Annotated in this window: 1 protein-coding gene; it reads right to left on the bottom strand. The window is 57.7% G+C overall.

The window, feature by feature from the left end:
- On the bottom strand, positions 1–648 hold a 648-nt coding region (locus NW815_RS12550; protein WP_414416080.1), incomplete at its 3' end, for a Uma2 family endonuclease.
- Positions 649–771 lie beyond the last annotated feature (123 nt).

Here is a 771-nt window from a genome sequence, read left to right as displayed (position 1 = left end):
CCTTTGCCGCTCCAGTTCGGCCTCGGTGGGTACCAGTTCCCCAGCAGCAGTGGCCCAGCGAATCCAGGTGGCCTCGATGTCCCGAAACCTGCCCTCCCACTTCACTAGGCACAATCCCAAAACCTCGCTCGGCAAGCAACCCTCGGCATCCTCTTGAATTGGCTCATAGCGGCCGCCCCTCAGCCGAAACCCTGCCCAGTCCTCTGGCTCAAACGGGTCAAACCAAAAGTACTCCGGCACCCGGATAATCTGCTCATAAAGTTGCTTTTTGCTTGTTTTATCCTCCTGGGCAGTGCTGGGAGAAAGAAGCTCAATCACCACGTCCGGCCCTTTGCCCTGCTCCCAAATCACCCAGCTTTTGCGCTCGCCTTTAGGCACGCCCAACACCACAAAATAATCCGGCCCTTTGAAATTGCGGCCGCTGGTCTGCTCCAAGCTGTAGTAGAGAAACATATTGCCACCGACAAAGCCATCAGGGCGCTGCTGCAACCAGGTTTGGGTAGTGGAGATGAGCAAGTCCATCTGGCACCTGTGCCGCCAGCTTTCCATAGGTTCGCTGTCGTCGTAGGGGAGCTCGTCTTGGGTGGGGGGCAACTCGGGTAGATAAACCGGATCCAGCACCTCAGTAATTGGGTTCGGGTTAGTCATTGCCAGTTCTCCTCTCTTTACCCTTACAAGGTATCGGGATCCACCCCCAGCTCCCGCAGCTTCTGGGCCAGGCGCTCTGCTCGCTGTCGCTCTTGCTCAGCCCTTTGCCGCTCCAGTTCGGCC

The sequence above is a fragment of the Synechococcus sp. R6-7 genome (assembly GCF_047461695.1).
GTDB lineage: Bacteria > Cyanobacteriota > Cyanobacteriia > Thermostichales > Thermostichaceae > Thermostichus.
The sequence above is the reverse complement of the archived record's forward strand: the minus strand, read 5'-3'. Positions and strand labels throughout refer to the sequence as shown.